The 25,300-nt window shown below is 71.7% G+C and carries 22 protein-coding genes; 3 read left to right on the forward strand and 19 right to left on the reverse strand.

Annotated elements, in window-relative coordinates:
• The first annotated feature begins 566 nt into the window (after positions 1 to 566).
• Positions 567 to 3,416: a M36 family metallopeptidase gene (locus IEZ31_RS25155; RefSeq protein ID WP_229835823.1), complete on the forward strand. Its 2,850-nt coding sequence runs from the start codon at positions 567 to 569 to the stop codon at positions 3,414 to 3,416.
• A 60-nt stretch (positions 3,417 to 3,476) separates the two neighbouring features.
• Here the strand turns inward: IEZ31_RS25155 and IEZ31_RS25160 are convergent, their stop codons facing one another.
• Positions 3,477 to 5,108, reverse strand: a complete 1,632-nt coding sequence (locus IEZ31_RS25160; protein ID WP_190252424.1) for a DUF2142 domain-containing protein — start codon at positions 5,106 to 5,108, stop codon at positions 3,477 to 3,479.
• A 336-nt stretch (positions 5,109 to 5,444) separates the two neighbouring features.
• Here IEZ31_RS25160 and IEZ31_RS25165 point away from each other — a divergent pair, with 336 nt between their 5' ends.
• The gene (locus tag IEZ31_RS25165) at positions 5,445 to 6,677 is read left to right on the forward strand and encodes an LCP family protein (protein ID WP_229835824.1); all 1,233 of its coding nucleotides are present in this window, start codon (positions 5,445 to 5,447) and stop codon (positions 6,675 to 6,677) included.
• 24 nt (positions 6,678 to 6,701) lie between these two features.
• Entirely contained in the window at positions 6,702 to 8,336 is a 1,635-nt protein-coding gene (gene murJ / locus IEZ31_RS25170; protein ID WP_190252425.1) for a murein biosynthesis integral membrane protein MurJ, read from the forward strand.
• Here the strand turns inward: murJ and IEZ31_RS25175 are convergent.
• The 18 genes from IEZ31_RS25175 to IEZ31_RS25260 form a co-directional block, all read right to left on the reverse strand.
• On the reverse strand, positions 8,275 to 9,288 hold the full coding sequence (locus tag IEZ31_RS25175) for a sugar transferase (RefSeq protein WP_190252426.1): 1,014 nt from the start codon (positions 9,286 to 9,288) through the stop codon (positions 8,275 to 8,277). The genes murJ and IEZ31_RS25175 overlap by 62 nt on opposite strands.
• A gap of 46 nt (positions 9,289 to 9,334) precedes the next feature.
• Positions 9,335 to 11,218 (reverse strand): asparagine synthase (glutamine-hydrolyzing), encoded by a 1,884-nt coding sequence (gene asnB, locus IEZ31_RS25180; protein WP_190252427.1) that lies wholly within the window; start codon positions 11,216 to 11,218, stop codon positions 9,335 to 9,337.
• Between the two features lie 48 nt (positions 11,219 to 11,266).
• The gene (locus tag IEZ31_RS25185) at positions 11,267 to 12,070 is read right to left on the reverse strand and encodes a WecB/TagA/CpsF family glycosyltransferase (RefSeq protein ID WP_505661131.1); all 804 of its coding nucleotides are present in this window, start codon (positions 12,068 to 12,070) and stop codon (positions 11,267 to 11,269) included.
• A 473-nt stretch (positions 12,071 to 12,543) separates the two neighbouring features.
• Entirely contained in the window at positions 12,544 to 13,746 is a 1,203-nt protein-coding gene (locus tag IEZ31_RS25190; RefSeq protein WP_190252428.1) for an MFS transporter, read from the reverse strand.
• Positions 13,743 to 14,429, reverse strand: a complete 687-nt coding sequence (locus IEZ31_RS25195) for a FadR/GntR family transcriptional regulator (RefSeq protein WP_229835826.1) — start codon at positions 14,427 to 14,429, stop codon at positions 13,743 to 13,745. The genes IEZ31_RS25190 and IEZ31_RS25195 overlap by 4 nt, the downstream gene beginning before the upstream one ends.
• Before the next feature lie 71 nt (positions 14,430 to 14,500).
• A complete protein-coding gene (locus IEZ31_RS25200; RefSeq protein WP_229835827.1) occupies positions 14,501 to 15,946 on the reverse strand; it encodes an MFS transporter in 1,446 nt (481 codons plus the stop codon).
• 51 nt (positions 15,947 to 15,997) lie between these two features.
• Positions 15,998 to 16,504 (reverse strand): DUF1269 domain-containing protein, encoded by a 507-nt coding sequence (locus IEZ31_RS25205; protein ID WP_190252430.1) that lies wholly within the window; start codon positions 16,502 to 16,504, stop codon positions 15,998 to 16,000.
• 52 nt (positions 16,505 to 16,556) lie between these two features.
• On the reverse strand, positions 16,557 to 16,943 hold the full coding sequence (locus IEZ31_RS25210; RefSeq protein ID WP_190252431.1) for an SHOCT domain-containing protein: 387 nt from the start codon (positions 16,941 to 16,943) through the stop codon (positions 16,557 to 16,559).
• 122 nt (positions 16,944 to 17,065) lie between these two features.
• Positions 17,066 to 18,181 carry an AI-2E family transporter gene (locus IEZ31_RS25215; protein ID WP_190252432.1) on the reverse strand — a complete coding sequence of 372 codons (1,116 nt, stop codon included), beginning with the start codon at positions 18,179 to 18,181 and terminating at the stop codon, positions 17,066 to 17,068.
• Positions 18,182 to 18,500: 319 nt separating this feature from the next.
• Positions 18,501 to 19,142 carry a hypothetical protein gene (locus IEZ31_RS25220; RefSeq protein WP_190252433.1) on the reverse strand — a complete coding sequence of 214 codons (642 nt, stop codon included), beginning with the start codon at positions 19,140 to 19,142 and terminating at the stop codon, positions 18,501 to 18,503.
• A gap of 99 nt (positions 19,143 to 19,241) precedes the next feature.
• The gene (locus tag IEZ31_RS25225; RefSeq protein ID WP_190252434.1) at positions 19,242 to 19,649 is read right to left on the reverse strand and encodes a four-helix bundle copper-binding protein; all 408 of its coding nucleotides are present in this window, start codon (positions 19,647 to 19,649) and stop codon (positions 19,242 to 19,244) included.
• 57 nt (positions 19,650 to 19,706) lie between these two features.
• On the reverse strand, positions 19,707 to 20,510 hold the full coding sequence (locus IEZ31_RS25230) for a class I SAM-dependent methyltransferase (protein WP_190252435.1): 804 nt from the start codon (positions 20,508 to 20,510) through the stop codon (positions 19,707 to 19,709).
• The gene (locus tag IEZ31_RS25235) at positions 20,507 to 21,229 is read right to left on the reverse strand and encodes an ABC transporter permease (RefSeq protein ID WP_190252436.1); all 723 of its coding nucleotides are present in this window, start codon (positions 21,227 to 21,229) and stop codon (positions 20,507 to 20,509) included. The genes IEZ31_RS25230 and IEZ31_RS25235 overlap by 4 nt, the downstream gene beginning before the upstream one ends.
• 1 nt (position 21,230) lies before the next feature.
• Positions 21,231 to 22,190: an ABC transporter ATP-binding protein gene (locus IEZ31_RS25240; RefSeq protein ID WP_190252437.1), complete on the reverse strand. Its 960-nt coding sequence runs from the start codon at positions 22,188 to 22,190 to the stop codon at positions 21,231 to 21,233.
• Between the two features lie 15 nt (positions 22,191 to 22,205).
• Positions 22,206 to 22,967: a CPBP family intramembrane glutamic endopeptidase gene (locus IEZ31_RS25245; protein WP_190252438.1), complete on the reverse strand. Its 762-nt coding sequence runs from the start codon at positions 22,965 to 22,967 to the stop codon at positions 22,206 to 22,208.
• The gene (locus tag IEZ31_RS25250) at positions 22,964 to 23,650 is read right to left on the reverse strand and encodes a CPBP family glutamic-type intramembrane protease (RefSeq protein ID WP_190252439.1); all 687 of its coding nucleotides are present in this window, start codon (positions 23,648 to 23,650) and stop codon (positions 22,964 to 22,966) included. Before IEZ31_RS25250 ends, IEZ31_RS25245 begins: the two co-directional genes overlap by 4 nt.
• The gene (locus IEZ31_RS25255) at positions 23,625 to 24,980 is read right to left on the reverse strand and encodes a YcaO-like family protein (protein ID WP_190252440.1); all 1,356 of its coding nucleotides are present in this window, start codon (positions 24,978 to 24,980) and stop codon (positions 23,625 to 23,627) included. Before IEZ31_RS25255 ends, IEZ31_RS25250 begins: the two co-directional genes overlap by 26 nt.
• The coding region (locus IEZ31_RS25260; protein ID WP_229835828.1) for a hypothetical protein at positions 24,977 to 25,300 on the reverse strand (324 nt) is incomplete at its 5' end. The genes IEZ31_RS25260 and IEZ31_RS25255, both read right to left, overlap by 4 nt.

Raw genomic sequence — 25,300 nt, forward strand, 5'->3', positions numbered from 1 at the left:
CCCTGGGTGCTACCGGCGTGTTATCGAATGTTGGACGGCGCGCTGCGGCCAGTCAAGGCGATAATACGTATTATCTAGGTGGAGCGCGATCGCCTTCGATGCCGGCGGCACTGGAGGACGTGACCCGACAGGTGTCGATCAGCGATCTGGCATGATGAACTGCGGCGCGAGCGGTTGCCCGTTCATCGGCCCGGCGGCCGAATGTCGCACATCACGGCTGGTGAACATTCACGCAAATCGCACCGTGTCCGGACGCGCTGGTACATCGCCGGGCAGGACCGTTGATCGATTTGTCCGTTGTCGCCCGAAGCGCCGCGACGGCACCCTCGGCCGGGCCGGACCGTCGCCGTGTTGTCCATTGTGGACCAGGATATGCGCAGCCTGGTGTCCCTGCGCCGGGCCGTGATAGGCCCTATGAGATCAACTTGGCGCCCCCATGGAGCAACACGCGCCCCCATCTAGCAAGAGGAGAACCGATCGTGCGCACATCTGGGTTGAACCCCAGGCGCTGGCGGGGCAGGACGCTAGCCGCGTTCACAGCCGCCGCGGTCGTGGCGACGAGTGCGGTGACCGCCGCGCCCGCCGTCGCCGATCCCAAGCCCAACCCCGGAAAAGCCCATGACGTCGACGGGCACGGCCCGCGCGACGTCGACAACCGCCGCGGTGGCAAGGCACCGACCGCGAAGCAGAAGGCGGCTGCTGACCGCGTCGGCGCGGGGAAGGTCCGCTGGAACTCGCTCGGCGAGCCCGAAGCCGTCGGCCCGGACAAGGCCCTGGCCACCGGCCTGAACGGCGACCCGGTCGCCGCGGCCCGCCAGTACCTGCTCGACAACCAGGAGCTGTACGCGCTGGACGCCCCGGCCGTCGCCGCGATGGACCCGCTGCTGGTCCAGAAGCTCGGCACCGGCGACGTCGTGCTGCTGCGGCAGCGCTTCGGCGACCTGCCGGCCGGCCACGACGGGCTCGTGTCGATCCTGATCGACAAGGGCAACGTCGTGCGGGTCACGTCGTCGCTCTCCCGGGACACCGCCGCGCCGGAGCCGGCGACGCTGTCGGCGGCCGACGCGGTCGCCGCGGCCCTGGCCGACGCCGGGCTCACGGCCGGTCAGATCAGCGCGCCCGACGTCCTCGAGGTGGGCGTGCCCACTCCGGAGGACGGCGTGCGCGCCGCCTACCAGGTGTCCCTGATCTCCACCGATGCCGACAACCCCATCGCGTACGAGACCTTCGTCGACGCACGCACCGGCGGCATCCTGATCCGTGAGGACATGGTCGACTTCGACTCCGACAACCCGACCTGGGCCGTCTTCCCGGCGTCCGCGCCGCAGACGCTCACGGCGGGCACCGACCCGCGGGTGACCTGGTGCTTCACGCCGGCGCTCAACTGCGTCAAGACCGTGAGCGACGCCGCCTCGGGCAAGGCCTGGGACGTCAACCAGCTCACCGGTCAGCCGACGTACACCTCGTCGGGCAACGCGGCCAACAACGTGGTGCAGTGGGGCGGCGGCGTCGCCGCCTTCCCGGCGGCGACCCGGACGGACCGGAACTACACCTACCCGTTCACGGACGCGTGGCACGAGGCCAAGTGCAACCCCGACGTGTTCACCGCGGCCGCGCGCAACGACGGCGACGCGGCGGTGTCGAACCTGTTCGCCATGCACAACCGGATGCACGACTTCAGCTACCACCTGGGCTTCACCGAGGCCACGTGGAACATGCAGGTCGTCAACGTCGCGCCCGGCGGGCTGGGCAACGACCCGGAGCAGGGGCGCGCGCAGTCCGGTGCCCTCAGCGGCAGCCGCAACAACGCCAACCAGAGCACGGGCCGCGACGGCCAGCCGCCGACGACCAACATGTACCTGTGGCAGCCGGTGGCCGGCTCGGCGTACCCGCCGTGCGTCGACGGCGACTACGACATGACCGTCATCGGCCACGAGTACACCCACGCGATCACCAACCGCATGATCGCCGGCCCGAACAGCGGGATCTCCGGCACGCAGGGCGGCTCGATGGGCGAGGGCTGGGGCGACCTGGTCGCGGCCGAGTACCTGTTCGAGAACGGCCTGCGCGCCCCCGGCGACACCCCGTTCGTCACCGGCGCGTACGCCACCGGCAACATGCACGAGGGCATCCGTGACTATGACGCCAGCAAGAGCCCGCTGAACTACTCGGACTTCGGGTTCGACCTGGTCGGCCCCGAGGTGCACGCCGACGGCGAGATCTGGGTGGCCACCAACCTGCGGGTGCGGCAGGAGTTCGTCAACCGCTACGGCCTGGGCACGCCCGAGCTGCAGCAGCAGTGCGCCGACGGCGTCGTCGACGCGGCTTCCTGCCCCGGCAACCGGCGCTGGATCCAGCTGATGTTCGACTCGTTCCTGTTGCAGGCCTCCAGCGCGGTCACCATGGTCAACATGCGCGACAACATGCTCGCGGCGGACCTGGTCCGCTTCGGCGGCGCCAACCAGGACATCATCTGGAAGGCGTTCGCCGAGTCCGGTCTGGGCGAGGGCGCCACGGCCACGGCGTCGGACACCGACCCCACGCCGAGCTTCCACTCGCCCTACGCCGACAACGCGACCGTGACCCTGCGGCCGATGGCCGGCTCCGCCGGCGCGAACGTCACGCTGTACGTCGGCGACTACGAGGCTCGGGTGACTCCGGTGGCCGACACCGACCCGTCGACCCCGCTGCCGGACACGTTCCAGATCCTGCCCAACACCAATTTCCACTTCGTGGTCAACGGCAAGGGCTGGGGCAGCCAGAAGTTCACCGCTTCCTTCAAGCCCGGCAAGTCGCAGGACCTGAAGCTGAAGCTGCCGCCGAACGTGGCCTCCTCGGCGCTGGGCGCGGTGGCGTCCGGCGACGGCGTCAACATCAGCAAGATCAACGATGAGACCGAGGGCACGGACTGGGCGTCGCTCAACGGCGTGGCCGGCAAGCAGATCACGATCGACCTGGCCGGTGACAAGCCGGTCAACGTCCAGTCGCTCAACGTCAGCGCCCTGCTGCGCCCGGCCATCAACGGCGACGTCGACCCCGGCACGCAGAACCGGTTCAGCGCCCTGCGCTCGTTCGCGGTCCTCACGTGCAACGCCACGACGGCCGACTGCAGCAAGGACTCGGCCTTCAAGGAGGTGTACCGCAGCAGCGACGACGCCTTCCCGGGTGGTGCCTTCCGGCCGACGTCGCCGCAGCTGAACCTGCGCACCTTCGACATCCACCCGACGCTGGCCACGCACGTGCGGGTGGTCGTGCTGTCCAGCCAGTGCACCGGCAACCCGCTGTACGCCGGGGAGCAGGACAACGACCCGCGGGCGAACACGGACTGCGCTACCAACAGCCAGTTCCGCGACCAGGTCCGCATCGCCGAGGTGCAGGTCTTCGGCTCCAGCGGCAAGATCACGCCGGAGCAGTAGGCAACACCGTCCAGGGCCCCGTCGGCGTCGTCCGGCGGGGCCCGCGCGTGTGATCGGCGCTCATCCCGCCCGAGCCGCGCCGGCGCGGCCGCCGCGCGCCCCGGCGTGGCCGCCGCGCGCCCCGGCGTGTGCCGACCTGATGGTGCGGGGACGCCCGGCGCGTGCGGGAGCGGATCCGTCGTCGCCGGCCACGACCACGGCCAGCACCACGAGGATCGTGCCGCCGGCCAGCACCGCCAGCAACGGCAGCAGCCCGCCGGTCGGTGGCCGCCAGGCGCCCGCGAACGGGTCGAGGCGCGCGCCCGGGCCGGACTGGAACCGCGTCATCACGAACGCCAGCAGGTACAGGTGCAGCGCCACGGCCACGCACGTCAGGACCGCGCAGTAGGGGCGTAGCCGGCGCCGCCGGGCCAGCCGTTGCTCGAACTGCGGCGCGCCGGCGGCACACAGCACCACGCCGGCGGCGGCCGGCATCGCGTACCGGCCCTGCGCGAACCAGCCGATGATCGGCAGGTAGTGCAGTTCCAGCGCCACGAGCAGGCCGATGCAGGCGGCGCCGAGCGAGGCGGCGACGAGGGTGAGCCGGCGGCCGCCGTGGATCAGGCTCGGTACCACCACGGCGCCCAGCAGCAGGTACCACGCCGCGATGACCACCAGCGACGGCTTGGTCTCGCCGTAGCCGAACTGGCCGATGACCTGCTTGAGATAGAACGGGATGCGGCGGGTGGCCAGGACCTGCGCCAGCTGCATCGGGGCGAGGTGCTGCGCGTCGCGGACGACCGGGGCGACGCCGGCCACGCCGGAGTACGCCATCCAGCCGAGCGAGCCGGCCAGGCCGAGCGACCACGAGCCGGCAACGATCCAGCGGGCCTCGCGACGCCGCCACATCCCGGCGATCCGGCCGGGCCGGGCCAGCGCCGCGCACACCGCCACGATGAGCGCCAGCAGCACGGGCCCGAGTTGGCGGACGGTGAGCAGCACCAGCGAGCCGACCCCGGCCAGCACCAGCAGGCGGCGCACGGCGCGGTCGCCGAGCCGTGCGCCGGGCGTGCGCAGCAGGGCGAGCAGCGCGCAGCAGACGGCGACGCCCGCGGCGATCTCGAGGCCGTTCGGGTTGACCGAGCCGGCCAGGTTCACCGCCATCGGCGTCGCGGTGAGCACGACACCGAGCGCGAGCAGCCGGCTGCCGAGCTGCAGCGCGGCCCCGACCGCGCCGGCCAGCAGCGCGGCCGCGGCCAGCGCCGAGATGAGCCGCGCGAGCAGGATGCCGGTCGGGCCGGGCGCGAGCACCAGCGGCGCACCGACGAGCAGGTAGTAGACCGGGCTGTACCTCGCCGCCCCGCTCGGGGTGAGGACGCGGACCCGATCGTCGGTCCAGCGCTGGCAGTCGGCCGAGCGCGCCGGGCGGGGCGACCAGGCGCAGTCGACGTTGCTGTTGCTGGGCAACAGGCTCGCCGGTACCAGGAACGCGGGCTTGCGGTCGTCGCGCCGGTCGACGACCGTGCGGTGGCTGGTGAGCTGCCCGGTGGCCACGGCGTACGCGCGGGCGATGTGGTCCTTCTCGTCGTACGTGCCGTTGGCCGGCAGCCCGAGCGCCCACCCCGCCGCGATCAGGAAGAACGCCGACAGATAGGGCCACCACCAGCGCCACCACCGTGGCGGCGCGGACCCCGCGGCGCTACCGGGCCGCATGGAGGACAGGAAGTACCGGCATGGGATCCCCGTGAGTGACGTTCGCTGACCGACACGTATTGCGAGCGGCACGTTCGTACCCGGGCACCGGCGGGATACACCGCGGCACCGGCACCGGCACCGGCGCGGGCACCGGTTCCGCGCGGGTGGAATTCGGGGTTGGTGTCGCGGGACGCCGCCGCCGCTTGTCCACCCGGTCCGTAGATTTTTGCTGTCCGATGTCCCTTGTGAACAGGAGCCGGCCCAGTGACCACTCCGGATGAACAGCACCGATCCGGTGGTTCGGCGAACAGCCGGCTCGGTCCCCGGCCCGGGCGAGAAACGAACGGCCGGCCCGTGCGCCCGCGCGGCCGGGCGACCGTGGCGACCGGGCGGGGTGCCGTGGCGACCGGCCGGGCAACCGTGGTGACCGGCGGGGATCGGCCCGCCCGGCCCAAGGATCCGTCGTGGGCGCGGTGGTGCATCGTGCTCGGCACGGTCCTGACCCTGCTGGCCGGCGCCGTGATCGTGGCGAAGGAGGCCCTGCTCTCCTACGCGCTGCGCAGCGTCGCCCAGCAGAATCTGCTCGGCGACACCGGCAACCGGGCCCAGCAGCCCGGCCACGCGTCGGTCACCGGGGCGAAGAACATCCTGCTCATGGGTGTCGACGCCCGCCCCGGCCAGGACCCGCGCGAACCCGTACGCTCCGACTCGATCATCATCCTGCACATCCCGGCGAGTTACGACGCCGCGTTCCTCATCTCGATCCCGCGGGACACCTGGGTCGAGATTCCGCCGTACGACAACGGGGCCAGGCAGTACGACGGCGGCTACGACAAGATCAACGCCGCGTTCGCCTACGGCGGTAACGGCCTGACCGGGCCGGCCGCCCGCAGCCATGCCGTCGAGCTGCTCGCCCTGACGATCAAGAAACTGTGCGGGGTGACGTTTGACGGTGCGGGGATCGTCGACTTCACCGGCTTCCAGCAGGTCGTCAACGTGCTCGGCGGGGTCGACATGTACGTGGACCAGGAGACCACGTCGGTGAGCATCGGTCACAACAGCAAGGGCGAGACCGTGGTCCCGTTCCGGCAGTACACCAGGGACGATGGCGGCCAGGGCCTGGATCCGGTTCCGGGAGTGACCCCGGTGGTCTACCACGTCGGCAACCAGCACCTCGAACCGTGGCAGGCCCTCGACTACGTACGGCAGCGCGAGACCCTGCCCAACGGCGACTACGACCGGCAACGCCACCAGCAACAGTTCATCAAGGCCGTCTTCAAGCGGATGCTCAGCAAGGACGTGCTCACCAACCCCGTGCGGTTCAACAAGGTCCTCGACGTCGCCGGCAAGGCGATGACGATCGACAGCGGCGGCATCGACCTGGCCGACTGGGCCTACGCCATGCGCGGCGTGAGCGGCGACGACGTGGTCACCGTCAAGACGAACGAGGGCACGTTCAACCAGTCGGCCGGCCACGGCACCGCCGAAGACCTCGACCAGAACACCATCAACCTGCTCGCCGCCGTACGCACCGACCGTGTCAAGGGCTTCCTCGCCGCTCACCCCGAACTGGTCGCCGGCGGCTGACCGGCCCGCGTCGTGAAGGTCAGCGTGACAGCCGGATCGTCCCTGGGACGCGCGGGCCGGGGAGCGGCCGTCGCGACGCTGGCGTCGCGGGCGGCCGGATTCGTCAGGATCCTCGTGCTGGCGGCCGTGCTCGGGCTGGGAAGCCGGTTGCTGGACAGCTACAACCTGGCGAACGCGCTGCCCAACGTGGTGTACGACCTGGTGGTCGGGGGTGCGATGGCGAGCGTCATCGTGCCGATGCTGACCCGGGCCGCGCTGAGCGAGCCCGACGGCGGAGTGATCTACGCCCAGCGACTGTTGTCGATGATCGGGTACGGTCTGGGAGCGGTCACCCTGGTCGCCACGTTGCTGGCCCCCTTGCTCGTGGAGCTGTTCACGCCCGGCTTCACCGCGGAGCAGCGGCAGCTGGCGGTCGTGTTCACCAGGTTCTTCCTGCCGCAGATCCTGTTCTACGGCATGAGCGCCGCGGCGGGCGCCGTGCTGAACATCCGGGGCCGGTTCGCCGCACCGATGTGGGCGCCGGTGGCCAACAGCCTGGTCGTCACCGGGGTCGGGTCGTTGTACTTCGTGGTCGGCGGCGCGACCAGCATGCAGGCGTTGACCACGCCCCAGCTGCTGCTGCTGAGCCTGGGCACCACGGCCGGAGTCTTCGCCCAGCTGACCGTGGTGATGTGGGCGCTGGCCCGCAGCGGTTTCCCGTTCCGGCCCCGGCTCGATCCCCGGGGTGTCGGCATGCGCCGGATCGGCCGGCTCGGCGGTTGGATGCTGCTGTCCGTCGCCGCGGCCCAGGTGCTGTTCACTGTCGCCACCAGATCGGCATCGATCAGCGGGCCGGGCGGGATCAGCGCCTACCAGAACGCGTACGCGTTGTTCCAGATGCCGTTCGCGGTGATCACCCTGTCGGTGATGACCGTGATGCTGCCACGGTTGAGCCGCAGCGCGGCCCGCCTGGATCACCGCCGGATCACCGACGACCTGTCGCTGGCCATCCGGCTGGCCGTCGTCGCCCTCGCCCCGGTCGCGGCGGCCATGGTGGCCCTCGGACCGCAGCTCGCCGCGCTCCTGTTCGCCCACGGGCGCAGCGACGCATCGACCGTCGGGCTGGTCGGGACGGTCATGGCGGCGTTCGGACTGGCCCTGGTGCCGTTCAGCGGTTACACGATCCTGCTGCGCGGGTTCTACGCCATGCAGGACACCAGGACGCCGGCGCTGATCACCGGCGGGGTCAGCGCCGTCGGCGTGGCCGGCTGCCTGGCGGCCGGCGCGTTCCTGCCCCGCCCGGACATCGTCGTGGGCATCGCGATCGCCTACGGGGCGGCCTACACCACCGGCCTCGTCACCGCGGGCCTGGTCCTGCGCCACCGGCTGGGCCGCATCGACGGTCACCGGCTGGTGAGCACGCACGCCCGGGTGCTGCTCGCGACGGCGGTCGCCGCCGGCGTCGCCGCCGCGGTCGCCCGCCTCCTGACCCCGTTGACCGGGCCGCTCGTCGTCGTCGCCGCGGCGGGCGTGCTCGGCGCGATCACCTACCTCGTCGCCGCGCGGCTCCTGCGCCTCACCGAACTCGGCCGGCTCGTGGCCACCGCCACCGCGGGGATCACGCGCCGGGCCGCTGACCCGCGTGTTCGATCGGGTCGGACGGCCCGCCGGACGGGTTGATCGGATCGGTCGCGGCGCGGTTGGCGGGCACGAGCGGCAGGTCGCTGTGGTACCGGCGCTCGCCGCGGATCGTGGTCAGCACCGCGCGGCCGAGCAGCTTCAGGTCGAACAGCACGCTCTGGTGCGCGATGTAGGAGAGGTCCTTCTCCAGCCGCTCCTGGGGCGGCATGTGAAACTTCTCGATCTGGGCGATACACGCGATCCCCGGCCGGACCGTGTGCCGCTCGGCGTAGCCGGGCACGGCCTCGAGATGGGAGAGCACCAGGATCGTCCGCAGCGGGCGCGGACCGACCAGGCTCATCTTGCCGCCCAGGACGTTGATCAGCTCCGGCAGCTCGTCCAGGTGCCAGCGGCGCAACCGGCGGCCGACGCGCAGCGTGCGCGGATCACCCGCGGGCGACGCCACGGGGCCGGTGAGCCGCTCCGCGCCGTACCGCATGCTGCGGAACTTGAACTGCCGGAACGTGGCGCCGCCCAGGCCGACGGAGTTCTTGGTGAAGAAGACCGGGCCCGGCTCCTCGAACCAGATGAGCAGCCCGATGATCGGCCACAGCGGCAGCGTGAGGGCGAGCCCGACGGACGCGCCGACGATGTCGAGCAGCCGTTTTCCCCGCGGCGCCCGGCGCCGACGGATCCGGCTCGGGGTGTGGTAGGCGAGGACCATGCGCTGGACCCCCAGCGAGGGCGGCGCGTTGTCCTCCACGATCCCGGCCGTGGCGGCGCTGAGCACGATCCCGCACGCGAATGCCCCGGTCACCATCAGCAGCGCGGCTCGCGCCGGGACGTCGTAGCCCAGGCGCACCCAGAGCCACGGGGAGAGGATCAGCCCGACCGAGAGGAGGAAGGCGATCCGGCAGGTCCAGGCCCGCGCCGTCCGGGAGATCAGGGATGTGAGGACGACCGCTGGCAGCAACGCCAGGACGATCGACAGGAGCAACACCCAGTAGTTCACGGTTCCTTACCTTCGGCAGTCCTACAGGTGATGGCGGATGCAGGCGCTAGAGGTACGCCTTCTCCTGCTCGGCCCACATGGTGAAGAGCAACAGGATCCAGATCTCCCGGGCATGCTCGGCCGTGCCGCTCAGGTGCCGGTTGACGATCGCGTCCACCTCGTCGAACTGGAGGTAGCCCTGCCGCTGCACGACATCCCGGCTCAGGTACTCGCGGAGCAGTGGTTTGAACACGCCGCGCAGCCACCTGGGGAGCGGGGCGTTGAAGCCCTTCTTGCGCATCGCGATGATCTCCGGCGGCAGCAGGTCGGCCATCGTCTGGCGCAGCAGGAGTTTCGGCCGCAGGCCGGGGGACTTCAGCCGGCCCGGCAGGGAGAACGCGAACTCGATCATCGAGGTGGCGAGCAACGGGACCCGCACCTCCAGCGAATGCGCCATGCTCAGCCGGTCGACCTTGGTCAGCACGTCGTCGGGGAGGTACACCTGGGCATCGGTGTACTGGAACCGGGTCAACTGGTCGAAGCCCGCGCCGGCCCGGTCGTGCGGCTCGTGCGTGTCGTAGGTGTCGCTCATCTCCGCGAACACGTCGGGCTGCAGGATCCGCGCCTTGTGCGCCTCGCGGAAGACCACCCGCCACAGGTAGTGACTGCGGCCCGGGTGCTGGACCGCGTTCTCGACGAACCGTCGCGCCTTGAAGTCGAAGCTCGCCCGGGCGCTCGAGCGGGGCAGGAAGCGCAGCAGCGAGGGAGCGATCCGGACCGTCAGTGCCCGGGGCAGGTGCCGGTAGTAGCGGGCGAGCTTGTCCGCCTGGTACGTCAGGTAGCCGGCGAACAGCTCGTCCCCGCCGTCCCCGCTCAGCGCCACCGTCACCTGCCGCCGGGCGAGTTCGCACAGGTAGTAGGTGGGCACCATGGACGGGTCGGCGAACGGCTCGTCGAAGGAGGGCAGCATGCCCTCCGCCACGTCCTGCGCCCGTGGCTCGACCAGCAGCGCGGTGTGCTCGGTGTCGAACCGTCGCGCGACCAGGGCGGCCGCGCTGCGCTCGTCGTAGGAGCGGTCCGCGAAGCCGATCGAGAACGTCTTGAGGACGGCGTCCGGCTCCGCCAGGCGGGCCGCGGCGACGACCGTGCTGGAGTCCATGCCACCGCTGAGGAAGAAGCCGAGCGGCACGTCGGCGACCAGTTGCTGGCGGACGCTGTCGACCAGCAGGTCGCGCAGCAGCTGACGCGTCGAGGCCGCCGTCAGGTCGCGGCGCGGCGCCACGTCGGCGAGGGCCCAGTAGCGCTCGACGGTGTACGCGTTGTCCTGCCACACCAGCGCCGTGCCCGGCTCCAGCTTGCGAATCTTCCGGTACATGGTCCGGGGCGCCGGCACGTACATCAGGGACAGGTATGCGCTGAACGCCTGCAGATCCGGCGAGCGGTCGGAGACGGCGCACAGCACCGCCTTCATCTCCGAGCCGAACACCAGACCACCGTCGCGCTCCGCGTAGTAGAGCGGCTTGACCCCGACGCGGTCACGACACACCACCAGACGGCGTCTGGTCTCGTCGAACACCGCGATGGCGAACATGCCCTCCAGGTGCCGCACGAAGTCCGAGCCGTGCTCCTCGTACAGGTGCGGAATGACCTCGGCGTCGCTGCCGGAAGCGAACCGGTGGCCGCGAGCGGCGAGCTCGCGGCGCAGCTGCCGATGGTTGTAGATCTCCCCGTTGAGCACCGCGTGCACGGTCCCGTCCTCGGACCGCACCGGCTGCTGCCCGTGCACCACGTCGATGACGGCCAGGCGCCGCACGGCCAGGCCGACCGTGTCGCCGACGTAGAAGCCCTCCTCGTCGGGGCCGCGGTGGGTCAGGGTGCGGCACATGACCCGCAACCGGTCCGGGTCGACCGTGCCCGCCTCGGCGGTCACGATGCCGGTGATCCCGCACATCGGATTCTCCGTTTCGATTGGTCGGTGACTGCGGTGGCGGGCGGGCGATCAGACCGGCGGCGGGTCGGACAGCCGGTACACCGGCTCCGGCGCGGCCGGCGTCCACAGCCGCACCTTCTGCGCGGACAACCGGAGCAGGTAGTCGGGTCCGAGGAGCAGGTAGCGGCGCCAGAGCCGGCGCGGTTCGACCATCAGCCGCCACAGCCAGGCCAGGCCGTACCGCTGCATCGGGCGCGGTGCGGGAGCGAGCCGGCCGGCGTGGTAGTCGAATGCCGCCCCGACGGCCAGCAGCGGCATGGCCAGCAGCGGTCGCATCGCATGGACGAAGGTCTCCTGCCGCGGGCAGCCGAGGCCGACCAGGACCAGGCGGGCCCCCGAACGGTTGATCCGATCGGCGATCTGCGCGGGCTCCCCGGGCCGGGCGGAACGGAACTTCGACGCCTCGGCGCCGGCGATCCGCAGCTGCGGCAGCATCCCGGTCAGCGACGCCGCCAACTCCTCGACGGTTCGCGCCGTCGAGCCGTACAGATAGACCGGCAACGCCTCGGCGGCCGCCCGCCGCAGGACCCGCAGCGTCAGTTCGGGCCCGCTGACCCACTCCCGCAGGCCCGCCGCGTGCAGCAGGTTGAGCGCCCACCGCACCGGCTGGCCGTCCGCCGCCACCACGTCGAAGGCATTCAGCCTGGCGCCGAACGCGCGGTTCGAGACCCCGGTCATCACGCCGTGCACGGCCAGTGCGGTGAGGATGAACGGGCGCCGGTCGACGGCGGCCGCGACGACCTTCTCGACCGCCGCGTCGTAGTCGACGACGTCGACCATGACGCCCAGCACGCTACGTTTGCCGGCATCGATCCCTTGCGGAGCACGCCGGAGCGCCGGTCCGCCCGCCGCGCGGGAGCGGTCCAGCTCGGACCCGGTAGCCAAACGCGTTCCTTTCGTCGCCCACCAGCACGCCGCACGCCGGCACATCACCCGCCGGACTCGCTGCGAGACGTAGCCGGGCCGTACCCCTTCGGCGGCCGATCACGCCGCGAGATGGCACCTTGAGGGGTGGCTTCGCGAGGTGAGCTGGAACGCGGGCCGGCGGCGGCCGCGCTGGGGCACCGGCGCAGCCCGGCGGCGGTCCGCGCGGCGAGCGGCGGACGCGATGACGCGGCGATCGAGGGCGATCGCCGCGTGGGTCGAGCGGGGTGGGCGCCGGATCAGCGGGCGTTCGACGACTCGGCGCCTGCGGGGCGCATGGTCGTCTTCCGGGCGGAGCTGGACGTCGAGCGCCGCCCGGCCGGGCCGTCGCCGGTGCGTCGCGATGCACCGGGCGGCTGGGGTCAGCCGACCACCCGCGGCCGGCCGGAGAGGAACGCGAACACGCCCATCACCGCGATCAGTGCGCACAGGACCGACAGCGGCAGGGTCCAGGCCCCGCTGACGTCGCGCAGCGCGCCGATGAGGACCGGCCCGCACGCCGCGAGCAGATAGCCGATCGACTGCGCCATCCCGGACAGCGCCGCCGCCTGCCGATGGTCCACCGCGCGCAGGCTGAACAGCGACAAGCACAGCACGAGGGACGTGCCCGCCCCGAAGCCGGCGCAGACCAGCCACAGCACGGGGGCGCCGGGCGCCCAGAGCAGGCCGCCGACCCCGAGCAGGATGAGCACGGCGCACAGCAGGCCGACCAGCCGCTGATCGGGCAGGCGGCGCATGACGTGCGGTGCGGCCAGGTTGGCCACGACCGCGGAGATCAGGTAGACGAACAGGTGCCAGCCGGCGGTCGCCGGGGCCACGCCGTGGTCCTGTTCGATGGTGGGCAGCCACGCGATCATCACGTAGAAGACCAGCGACTGCAGGCCCATGAACAAGGTGATCTGCCAGCCGAGGGCGCTGCGCCACGGTGAACGCTGGGTGGCCACCTCGGCGCCGCCGTCGCCGCCCCGGCCGGGCCGGCGCGTGCCCAGCTGCGGAAGCCAGCAGGCCGCGGCGATGACGGTCAGCCCGACCCAGCAGCCCAGCGCGATCCGCCAGCCGGCGGGGGACTGGCCCGCGATCGGCACCGCCACGCCGGAGGCGATGGCGGCGACGATGCTCTGCGTCGCGGAGTAGCTGCCGGACAGCTGCGCCACCCGATCCGGGAAGTCGCGCTTGACCAGGCTGGGCAGCAGCACGTTGAAGAACGCGATCGCAGCGCCGATGGCGACGGTGCCGGCCCAGATCGCGCCGACGACCGGCAGCGACCGCAGCACGATGCCGGCGGCGAGCACGGCGAGCCCCAGCCCGACGGTGCGCTCGAGTCCGAGCCTCCTGGCGACCAGGGGCGCGACCGGCGAGAAGCCCGCGAAGGCGAGCAGCGGCAGGGCCGTCAGCACGCCCGCCGCGGTGGCCGTCAGGCCGAGGTCGGCACGGACGTCGTCGAGCACCGGGCCGACCGAGGTCAGGGCCGCCCGCAGGTTCGTGGCGATCAGCAGGATGCCCACCACCAGCAGGCCGGCGCGCTGACGGGACGGGACGCCGACGGGCGACACCGATGTGATCATGCGGCGCTCCCGCGCAGGATGTCGCGGCCCTCGTCGACCAGCGCGACGCTGCACGCCTCGGCGGCGGCCGGGTCGCCGGCGGCGATCGCATCGACCAGCCGGTGGTGCAGTTCGTGGACGGCGCGGTCCTCGTGCAGCGCGGCCGTCTTGTTGATGGTCTGTGTGATGACCGGGCTGAGATGCTGGTAGAGCTCGGCGAGCAGCGGGTTGCCGCCGGCGATGACGACCGCGCGGTGGAACGCGAAGTCGGCCTCGACGAAGCCGGGCAGGTCGCCGGCGCCCCGGGCCGCGTCGCGGTGCTCGAGGAGCTCACGCAGCCGGGCGACGTCCTCGGCGGTGGCGTGCAGCGCGGCCCGGCGGGAGCCGCGGTGCTCGAGCAGGGCGCGGACCTCGAACGCGTCGTCCGGGTCGGCCTCGGCGACCCGGCGGCCGAGCGAGACCTGCAGCTCGCTGTCGGCCCGCACGTAGGTGCCGTCTCCCGGTCGCGCTTCGAGGAGCCCCACGTGCACCAGCGCGCTGAGGGCCTCCCGGATGGTGTTGCGGCTGACCCCGAGCTCTTCGGTGAGCCGGTGCTCGGCCGGGATGCGGGTGCCGACCGGCCAGTCACCGGCCGCGATCAGCGCCTTGAGCTGATCGGCGACCTGCGTGGCGAGCGGCGCGGCCCGGCGTGGGCTCGACAGCATACCGACCTCCAAATGTTGGACGGTTGGATTGTAGGACATTTACCGTCCGTTGGCATGGCCGCGTCGTCGGCCTAGGCGTTCGGCGCTGGACTGCGTGGGAGCAGGACGGCCAGCATCAGGCCGGCGACCGCGAGGACGACGAGGACCGTCAGTGATGCGGCGTAGGGGTGGCGGCCCGGGTGGGCGGCGGACACGATCACGGAGCCGGCCAGTGCGGTGCCGAGGGACGAGCCGAGGTTGGACACGGCGCGGGACAGGCCGGAGATGTCGCCCTGGTCGCGGTCGGGGAACGCCGACTGGACCAGGTTCACCGAGGCGGTGAGCATGGTGCCGAGGCCGACGCCGGCGAGGAGCAGGCCCGGCACGCTGCGCCAGACGCCGGTGCCGCCGGCGGCCAGCACGAGCAGCGTGACCATGCCGGTCACGGTGAGGACGAAGCCTCCGACGATCAGAGTGCGTTCGCTGCGGCGGCGGGCGAAGCGTTCGGCGGCGGCCGAGGAGGCCAGGATCCCGGCCGTGGCCGGGGTGAGGGCGAGACCGGTCACGATGGCGCTGTAGCCGCGGGCGTTCTGCAGGTAGACGGCGGTGACGAAGAAGGTGCCCTGCATGATGAGCCACTGCACCGCCTGCGTGCCCAGACCGAGGTTGGCGGCGCGGTTGCCGAACATGCGCAGGTGCAGCAGGGGTTCGTGGCCGGCACGCTCGGTGCGGCGCAGGTGCAGGACGAAGGCGGCGAGGGTCAGCACGCCGAGGGCCAGTGAGGGCCAGACCGGGGAGATGCCGCCCTGCGCGATGACGACGTGGCCGGCGACGGCGAAGTCCGTGCGGGCGGCGCCCCAGCCGTAGGTGGTGGACAGCAGTACGCCGAGCACGACGAACAGCAGCCCGATCGCGGACAGCGCCGCGCCGGTCACGTCGAAGTGCGGGGCCGGGCCCGGGCGGGCGGGGTCGGGCTGGTGGCGGACCAGTGCGACGATCCAGGCGATGACGAGGACCTGTAGCAGGAACGAGGCTCGCCAGGTGACGAGGCTGGTGATGAGGCCGCCGATGAGCGGGCCGGTTGCGGCGCCGAGTGCGCCGGCGCCGCTGACGATGCCGAAGTGTTTCGCCCGGGTGGCGAGGTCCGGGGACGTGACGGTGATGAGGATGTAGATCGGCGGGATCATCAGGGCTGAGCCGACGCCCTCCAGTAGGGCGTTGCCGAGGAGCATCACGCCGAGGCCGGGGGCGATCGTGGCGAGGAGCGCGCCGAGGCCGTACAGCAGCAGTCCCGCCACCAGGCACCGCTTGCGGCCCCACACGTCGGTGAGCTTGCTGCCCGGGATCATCAGGGCGGCCATGGTGAGCGTGAAGAGGGTGATGGTCGTCTGCACGCCGAAGACGCTCGTGTGCAGGTCGTGGGCCATCGGTGTGATGGCGACGTTCATCGCGGTGCCGGCGTAGCTGCAGATGAACTGGGCCAGCGCGAGGGGCAGGATCATCGCCCGCGCGGCGTCCGCAGGCTGGCGGGACGGCACCGGTCGATCTTCAGGTGTGGTGGCGGTCTGTCACACCGTGCGGGCCGTTGGTCACGCGGGCGTCAGATGCAGGGCCTGGACGGCGTCGCGCAGGCGCTGCTCCGCCTCCGTGCTCAGCGAACTGCGCAGCAGCTTGCCGCCGAACTGGTACTGCGCCATCTCCGTCATGACCTTGTCGACGGTGACCTGGTCGATGAGCAGGAACAGCGCCGCCGACCCCGGCTGCAGCGCCGCGCCGACGTCCTTCATGAACCTGTCGTCCACCCCGACGTCGGTGAACTTGCCGGCGAGCGCGCCGGCGCCCGCACCTACGGCCATGCCGAGGAACGGGGCGAAGAACAGCAGCCCGATGAGGCCACCCCACAAGGCGCCACCGGCCGCCCCGACACCCGTCGCGGAAGCTGCCTGATGGAGCCGGACCTTGCCGTCGGGACCAACGTCCACCACGGCGGCGTCGCGCACGGTGATGAGCCCCTGCCGCTGCAGGTCGACAACCTTCTCCCTGGCGGCGTTTGCCGTGTTCAGGTCCCGGTATCCGATCGCAACCAGATCACTCATGTCGCGTCCTCTCCAGATCGCCGGCCGATGGCACCTGCCGTTCGGTACCGAATCAGCTGAGAATCTTGACTTTGCCCCGCTCGAACTCGGCGTCGGTGATGACGCCGTGCTGGTGGAGTTCGGCGAGCTTGGTCAGCTCCTCGGCAGTTCCTGCGCCGCCCGCCGCATCCCGGACGTAGGCACGGAACTGCTCCTCGCGCGACTGCAACTCGCCGACCTTTCGCACGAACATCCGCTCGCCACGTGCGATCAGGTAGACGAGCACGCCCACGAACGGCAGGACGACGGTGAGGACCGTCCAGCCTGCCTTCGCCCATCCGCTGAGATCACGACTGCGGAAGACGTCGATGAGCACCGTGATGACGAGGAAGATCCAGAGGAACCACACGAAGTACCACAGCATGGTCAGGAAAACATCCAACAGTGGATACGAAGACATCTGCCCTCCCTCCACGGCTGCTGCCCGTGCGGGCGTGTCCGCCTAGCTGCAACCTTCATCACTTCGTCGCCGAACCGCCTCGCCCGGAAGGAGTGACGGCACCCGGCGGCGCGTGCAGGTGACTACTGCTCCGGGTCCGGTCGGGCCGGCTGGCCGCCGGGCGCCGGTCCCTCGGGCAGTGGCTGGTCGTCCGTGTCCGGCGCTGGAGGTGGCTCGCGCAGGACCTCGATGCTGCGCGCCACGATGGCGGTCACCGGCGTGGCGAGTGCGAGCCCGGCGACGCCGGCCAGGGCACCGCCCACCAGCGTGGCGAGCAGGACGGCCGGTGCGCTCATGCGCAGCGCGGCCCCGAAGGCGAGCGGGCTGACGAGGTTCTGGAGCAGGCCGTTGGCGAGGATGACGACCAGGATCATCCACAGCGCGGCGGTCTGCCCGCCGCTGCCGAGCGCGATCAGCACGGCGAACGCCGACGCGACGGCCGCGCCGAGGTACGGCACATACGCTCCGAGAAAGGTGATCACCGCTATCGCGGCCACCAGCGGTACCCGCAGGATGAGGGCGCCGATCGCGACCGCGACGGCGTTGAATGCCCCGATCAGGGTCAGCCCGACGTAGTAGCGCCGGATGACGGTGGCGGCCCGGCCGAGCAGGCGCTGGCCCAGGTGCTCGGGCAGCGGCAGCCGTCCGGCGGCCCGGGCGGCGATGGCGTGACCGTTCTTGAGCAGGAAGAAGCAGACGAACAGCGCCACGAACAGGCCGAGCAGGAGGTTGACGCTGGTGCCGAGCAGGTTGCCCAGCGCCGGCAGCAGGCCGGCCAGGATGGTGTTCCCCGACCGGCCCACAGACTGCCGGCCGGCCTCGGCGATGTTGCCGTTGGCCCCGGCCGAGGTGAGGATGCCGTGCAGCTCGCCGACGGCCGCGTTCAGGTTCTGGCTGATCTGTTCCCGCTGGCTCGCCACGCCCCACAGGACGAGCACGATCGCGCCGGCGCCCAGCACGATCACGAGGAGGATGGTGGCAGCGGCGCCGACACTGCGAGGCACGTGGCGCCGCGCGAGGCCGTCGACGACCGGCAGGAACGCGATGGCCAGGAACAGGGCGACCAGCAGCGCGATCACGATGGACCGCAGGACGATGACCAGGGCGATCGCTGCGACCACCAGCAGCGCCACGCCGACGAGTGACCAGGCCGCCGAGCCCACCGTTTGGAGCCGGTCCGACAGTCGACGGCTCACCATCGCCGGCCCCGGCGGGGTCCATAGCGATCGGCCGGACCGTTCGTGGCCGCCCCGCGACGGTCCCGGCGCGCGCGGTCCGGCCGTGGGAGTGTGGTGGTCGACGGCGATCGACGTCGACTGCCGGCAGCGTCGGCGTCCCGGCCAGCCCCCGGCCCCCGTTGTGGCTGCTGCTCCGCCATGCTCGGCACCCCTCCGCTCAGCCGGCGCCGCTCAACAGGTCGCGCCACGCGTCGCCCCCGTCGGCGTCCACAACGTCGGGCGGTGGTTCGACATACCCCCGCAGGGCCTGGACAACCCACCGTCAGCCGGCGACGGCGCGCTACCAGCAGACGCTCAGGTCGACGCTGCCCCGGGCAACGCAGCCGTGGTAGTACCTGATCTCCGCTTCGAACTGCCCGATGATGCGGCTGGCGAACTCGGGGTAGGCGGCGAGGACGCGTTCGATCGTGTCCCACACGGAGGTCAGGTCCTGGGCTGTGCGGTAACCGTCGATGCCGTAGCAGGGCACGTCCGTGTGGAAGCCGTACTCGACGTCTCCTGTGCGATAGGCGCTGTGGTGCGCGACCTGGACCGGCACCTCCACGATGTTCTCCCAGGCGGCGTTCCTCTCGTCCCAGTCGTCGCTGAGCACCCCCGTCAGATCGATCCGCTCCGGGGCGTCGGCCGCAACGAGGAGATGGCTGAACCAGTCCGGGTCCGGGTACTTGCCGAGGCCGAGGCCGCCGAGCCGGCGCTGCTGATCGGCCGAGAAGGTCAGGTGGGGCCAGGTGAAGCGCGTGCGAAGCTCGTCGTCGGTCAGGGGCGAGGAGCTCGCCGCAGCGCTCCAGCCCGGTGCGGCACCCGAGTCCGGATCGCCGGCCTCGAACAGGAGCCCGTCGACCCACTCCTCGTCATCGGGGTGTTCGAGGAGCCGGGCGAGCAGGGCCGCGGGTATCTCTTTGTACTCCGGGTACATTCCCATCGCGCCACGGTAAGCGCGGCCCGCGCCGGACACCCGGCGGGCCCCACCGCGGCATGCCGGCCTCGGGTTCGCATCCGGATCGCCGGTTCCAGCCGACCGCTATCCGTGCAGGCCGCGCAGCACCTCGCGGCACATCTCCGCGCACCGTGCCGTCGCCTGCGAGCACAGCCGGCAGTGGTCGTGGTGGTGGGCGTGCTTGGCGCACAGTTCTGCGCTGTGCTCACAGGCCGTCACGCAGGTCTCCAGCAGCGAGCTCAGCAACACGGCGTCGCCGCCGCGAGTGACCACCCGGCGGGTCGCCGCCACGACGTCCGCGCAGTTGAGATCCCGGATGATCGCGTCCTGCAGTACCCGGACGTCGTCCTCGGCGACCATGGCGGCCGCGCAGGCGGTGACGGCCTCCTCGCACGCCGCCAGCTCGTCGATCACCGCCGCCAGCCGCTCGCTGCTCACCTGTGGACGGAAGCTGATGGCGAACGTGTCGAGCAGGTCCCGGGTCTGCGACATGGCGGTCCTCCCGATGCCGGATACGACGTCGCACACATGTACCGCGGCAGCGGCGCGTCAAACCCCGGAGCCGGGCCGGTCGAGGGCGACCACGCCGTCGACGAGCGCCCGGCTGGAGGCGCCGGGGGCGGGGCCGTACCTGGGTCGCGACGCCGGCAGGGCCCGGTAGCCCACCACCTGCCAGCCTGGTCCCTCCAGCGGAGCGAGGGTCTCCAGCCCGAAGAGCGTGAGCGCGCCGGGGACGCGCTGGGCGAGGGTCTGCATCTGCTGGGCGGAGCCCTCGCTGACGATGTCGGCGAGCCAGTGCACGACCGCGGGCCGGTCCGCGAGCGTGGTGGCCAGCGCCGTGACCGCCGCGGCCGGCAGGTACACCAGCAAGCCCTCGGTGAGCACGATGACCTCGCCGGATCGCCCCGTCTCGTCCACCAGGGCGGTCACCGCGGTGTCGTCGCGGACGTCCAGGCCGACCCGGCGCACCGGACAATTGGACTGCCGGCCGTGCAGGGTCCGGTCCTTGAGCTCGACGACGGCCGGGTCGTCGGCCTCGACGAGCTCGCGGCATCCGGACAGCCGCATCCGGTAGGGCCGCGTGCAGAAGCCGGCGCCGAGGTTCACCACGGCGGCCCCCGGCCACCGGTCCAGCGCCTCGACCAGCATCCGGTCGATGAGGACGGTCCGGCCGACCACCTCGTCCAGCCCGGCGTCGGCGAGCCTCGCGACCTGTGCGGCCGCACCGCCGGGCGTGAACAGCTCGGCGAGCGGGTCCGACAGCCGCGGGCGGGGACGGCGGCTCTCCGCCGCCCGGCAGGCCGCCGCGGCGTACGCGGTGGCCTGCACGGTCCGGTCGACGGCGGGGTTCATTCCCAGCGGAACAGCCTGGCGGCGCCGGCGGCGCAGATCACGACGGTGCCGCCCAGCACCGCGAGGGCGACGCCGATCGAGTCACCACGGTCGAGCCACGCCCATTGCAGGGACTCGATCGCGTACGTCAACGGGAGGGCGTCACTGATCTTGCGCATCCAGTCGGGCATCAGCTCGAGCGGGACGGTGGCGCCGGTCAGGAAGATCATCGGGAAGTACACCAGGTTGGCGATGACCAGCGCCGTCTGCTCGCTGCGCGCGATCGAGGCGATGAGCAGGCCGATGCCGAACATGGCGGCGCCGGACAGCAGCGCGATACCGGCGAACGCGAGCGGCCGGGCCGGTGCGTGCAGCCCGAACACGAGTGCGCCGACGACGATGAGCAGGACGATGCCCAGCACGCAGATGGCGATGTTGATCAGCAGTTGTGCGGTGAGGAACGCGGTGGGCCGGGCGGGGGTGGCACGCAGCCGGCGCAGGAACCCGCGGGAGCGGTACTCGACCATGCCGAGCGGGAAGCTCATCAGCCCGGCGACGGCGAGGACGAGGCCGACGTAGGCGGGGACGGACACGTCGACGGTGCCGAGGCCGTCCCACAGGTCCGAGGGCTCGTTGCCGTAGATGCCGCCGAAGATGCCCAGGACCATGATCGGGAACGCGAGGCCGAAGAACAGCGGCGGGAAGTTCCGCAGCATCCGCTTCGACTCGAACGCCAGCACGTTAGGAAACATTCACGTTGTCCGCTTCGTTCGAGGCCGGTCCGGCGGCCTGTCCGGTCAGGTTCAGGTACGCGTCGTCGAGCGAGGGCGGCAGCACCCGCGGCGTGCAGCCCTGGTCGGCCAGGAGGCGGTCCACCTCCGCCCGGCGCGGCGGTTGCACGTCGAGGAGCAGCCGCTGCCCGGCCTGCTGCACCCGCACACCGGTCCCGAGCGCGGTGAGGCTGTCGCGCAGCGGACGATTGCCACCGGCTCCGTCGAGCACGAGCCGGGCCGTGTCGCCGGCGTGGTCGCGGATCAGTTCGGTGGGCGTGCCGGAGGCGACGACGCGGCCCTTCAGCAGCACGTCGACCCGGTCGCAGAGGTACTCGACCTCCTCCATGTGATGCGAGGTGATCACGACGGTGAGGCCCTCGTCGTTGCGGCGGCGCAGCTCGTCCCAGACCACGCGCCGGGCGGCGGGGTCCAGCCCGTTGGTGAGCTCGTCGAGGAAGACGACCTGTGGGTTGTTCAGCAGCGCCAGGACCAGCGACAGACGCTGCTGCTGGCCGCCGGACAACTTGACGACCTGGCTGCGCCGCTGCTCGCTCAGGCCGAACCGGTCGAGCAGCTCGCGGTGGTCGGCCGGGTCGGGGTAGAACGACGCGAAGAGCCGGCACATCTCCTCGACGGTGGCGCGGGGCGGGTAGACGAGCTGCTGGAGCTGGACGCCGGCGATGCGGGTCATCCGGGTCCGGTCGGCGGCGGGGTCGAAGCCGCCGACGCGGATCGTGCCGGTGGTGGGCTTCCGCAGCCCTTCGACGCACTCCAGCAACGAGGTCTTGCCGGCGCCGTTGGGACCGATCAGTCCCACGACCTGGCCCTTGGCGGCGCTCAGGTCGACGCCGTCGACGGCCGTCAGGTCACCGTAGCGAACGGTGATGTTCCGGGCGTCGACGAAGGGTTCGGCTGTTGGTTCAGTCACCGTTATCGGGCCTCCTCATCGGGGCACTGCGGCCGTGACGGGTGCGGCCCGGCGCGCGCTGGTCTGGGTGTAGTAGGCGGCGAACGAGGCGTGGACCGCGATCGCCGGAAGAACGCTGCCTTCGACGGCCACCAGCAGCCCGCACACCACCGCGAGCACCGCGCTGGACAGTGCGAGCACGGTGGCCTGCAGAGCCGTCTCGGTGAGCAGCACCTGGCCGGCGGTGAACACCGCGCCGCTGATCGCGATCGCCGCCCAGACCGGTGCGCCGGTGGCCAGCAGGCCGCCGAGGAACACGCCCCGGAAGAAGAACTCCTCGACCGCCGCACTGGCCGCCGGAACGGCGTAGCGCCACAGCCGGGGCAGCGCCAGGATCTCGGTGATCCAGCGGACGCCGGTGACCGCGCCGGGCACGTCGATGCGGGGTCGCAGGGCGTAGAGGGTGGACATCGCGAACGCGGTCAGTGCGCTGGCGCCGACGGCGGTGAGCAGCAGCAGGCCGACGCCGTGCGGGGTGACGTGCCAGACGGCCAGGCCGGCCAGGCTGACGTCGCCGGCGTACAGCACGACGACCGATGCCAGCACACCACCGGCGAGGTAGACCAGGGTGCCCAGGATCGGGAACACGTATCTGCCGGGGAGCCCGGTGCGGCCGGCGACCGCCATGCGGACCCGCTGGCGGGTGCGGTTGCGCCGGAAGGGCAGGCGGTACAGGGCGAGCCAGACCGCGGTGGCGACGGTCGCGGTCGCGGCGAACACCACCGCGTCGTGGGTCACGCGCCCTCCCTGCGTGGCAGCACGGTGAGCACCACGATGTTCTGGACCGCGTGCGCCACGAGCGGCACCAGCACGTTGTGGCCGCCGAGCAGGTACAGCAGGCCGAAGCCGACGCCGGTGAGGGTCTTCTGCGCGACGGTCATGGCGCCGAAGTACAGGTGGTTGAGGCCGTAGACGACGGCGGTGACCGCGAGCGCCGCCGCGGCCGGCCAGCCCAGGACCCGGTCCAGCAGGTGCAGCGCGACGCCGCGGAACAGCACCTCCTCCGCGGCGGCGGCGCCGACCGAGGCGAGCACCACCCAGAACGACCGGTCGCCCGCGAGGCGATGCAGCGCGATGCGGGCGAGCCGCCGGTGCCGGATCGCCAGCAGGCCCGCGCCGGCGGCCCATTCCAGCACCGGCGCGATCGCCCCGAAGGCGACCGCGGCGGCGTACCAGCGCCAGTCGACGGGCGAGGAGAGCTCCCATCGCATGGGCGCCAGCGTGGCTACCAGCGCCGCCGTCGCGATCAGTGCCACGGTGAAGACCAGCTGCCCGGTCACCGCGCGGTCGAGCCGGCGTGGCGCCCAGCCGGGCGCGCCGGTGCCGCCGACCACGCCGGCGAGGGTCAGCCGGAACGCCTGCGCCGGGAACGCCGCGCAGAGCAGGACCAGCACACTAAGGCAGAGGGTGCGGGTGGTCATTCGTCACTCCGCCGTGCGCGACCATGCGCGGATGGGCCTTGGGTGGCATCCCCGGCAGACACATGCTCAGCAGTTCGGGGATGAGGACGCGGACCACCTTCCAGTCGGTGTCGGCCAGTTCCGGCGGGGTGATGTCGAGGTAGGTCGCCCAGCGGCTCACCCCGGCCACCATCTCGACGAGCGACTCGAGCGTCGACGGCCCGGACAGCGGGGCGATCTCCGACAGCTTCACCGAGCCGCTGAACCGCTCGGCGATGATGGCACGCTTGTGCTCCGCGTCCTGCGGACCGGCGTAGAACAGCACGTTGGAGTCGAGGTCCAGGTACGGCGAGGTGTTCGTCGCCGCGTGCACCGCGGTCGTGTCGAAGATGGCGCTGTACATGCCCAGGCCGAGGATGGCCGCGCTCTCCATCGCCCCGCGCAGCAGCGCCGAGCGCGGGTCGGCGTCGCCCTGCACCCCGAAGCTGAGCATCGGCAGCGCGTCGGTCTTGCGGTCCATGTACACGCCGATGGTCGGCAGCGGCAGGTCGGGCCGGGTCAGGTGGATCGCCTTGACCCGGTAGTCGGAGTCCGGCCCGAGCCGCATCGTGGCGAGCACCCGCAGCGCGTCGTCATCGTCGATGACCACCGCCGGGGAGGGATTCGGGGTGTACCAGTTGAGGATGAACGAGTCGATCTGCACGGCCTCGATCAGCGCGTTGCGCAGCGCGTTCTCCAGGCTCACGTGGGCGGCCGTGCCGGTGGAGAACGACGGCGTGAACAGCAGGTCGCCGTGCGTGGCCGAGGTGGTGAAGCCGAGGAAGAACAGCTGCGCCGGGACCCAGAGGTCCTCGCCCGGCCGGGTCAGCGCCGGGCAGCGCACCCACGCGATGACGTCGTCCTCGGTCGGCGGCCGGTCGGCGTACCGGTGCAGCCGCGAGCTGAGGACGCGCTGCTGCTCCGGGTCGAGGATGCCCAGGTACTCCAGCGGGAGGCACTCGCCCTCATTGGACAGCTCGCGCCGTGAGGCGTACCGGAAGTCGTGGTCGAACAGGCGGATGGCGACCATCGCGGCGTACCGCTCGACGCTCTCGCCCATCATTTTGATCATGGCCTCTTCCTGGTAGAGGCCGTAACCGCTCAGGTGATACTGCACCTGAAGGTGCGGGTCGTCCATGATCAGACGGTGGTAGTGCGGCATGGTCGCGGTCATGGCGCGCATCTGCGGCTCGCCCGGGATGTCGGCGACGGCGACGAAGAACCCGGGCATGATGCCGGTCTGGTTCGCGCCCAGGTGCTGGTATCGCCGCAGCAGCCGGTTCATCGGCGGGTAGTGCGCCAGGTTGCTCACCGCAGCACCCCGCCGACGATGCGGTCCACGGCCGCCCGGCTGTTGAAGTTGATCTCGCGCACGCGCTGGCGGGACACCTTGCCGCAGGCCGGGCAGGCGGGCATGCGCAGCAGGTCCTGCGTCTGGATCTCCAGCGTGGGCAGGTGCACGCTGAGCACCCGGCCCGACAGCCGCGACACCCCCACCGCCGCGTGCAGGTAGCCCTCGGTGAGCGCCATCGTGGTCAGCAGGCTCATCATCGGCGCGTCCGCCGCGCGCGGCGCCGCGGCGCCGACCGGCGAGCGGGCGAAGTCGTGGTAGGACACGTGGTCCTCCAGCCG

Origin of the sequence: Dactylosporangium sucinum (genome assembly GCF_014647515.1) — a bacterium.
GTDB classification, from domain to species: Bacteria; Actinomycetota; Actinomycetes; order Mycobacteriales; family Micromonosporaceae; genus Dactylosporangium; species Dactylosporangium sucinum.